Raw genomic sequence first — 443 nt, forward strand, 5'->3', positions numbered from 1 at the left:
TACTGAGGGGATGTTTTTAATTTTTAACTTTTCTAAGCTTTTTAATCCCTCACCTAAGACGAGTGGTTTGTGAAAAAGAGGGTGAAGGAAATATTGAAAAGCTGACTCACAGCGGCTCGTAGTAGCCTATCTCCGGTTCGTAGATTTCTCCCTCAGCTAAGAGCTGGGTTATGGCCTCTTCGATGAGCTCCTCGTCGAACTCCTTGGAGAGCTTCTTAACGATGAACTTGTGCGAGAGGGCCTTCTTCTTCTCGTTCAGCAGGTCGAGGACAGCCTTCTTGGCCTTCTCCAGCTCTGGGCTCTCTTCTGCCTTCTCCTCTAGTTCCTCCACTTCCTCCTCGAAGAGTTCCTCCTCGAGGTTTCTCTGTTCGAGCATTATGGTGTAGAGCTCGTCTATAGTGAGGAGCATGTCCTCGCTTACACCTTTGTTTTTGGCTATCACC

1 pseudogene is annotated in these 443 nt (G+C 48.1%); it reads right to left on the reverse strand.

The window, feature by feature from the left end:
* Positions 1-106: 106 nt before the first annotated feature.
* Positions 107-443: pseudogene (locus E3E51_RS12940) on the reverse strand (replication protein RepA); the annotation flags it as partial.

Source organism: Thermococcus sp. 21S7 (assembly GCF_012027615.1).
GTDB lineage: Archaea > Methanobacteriota_B > Thermococci > Thermococcales > Thermococcaceae > Thermococcus.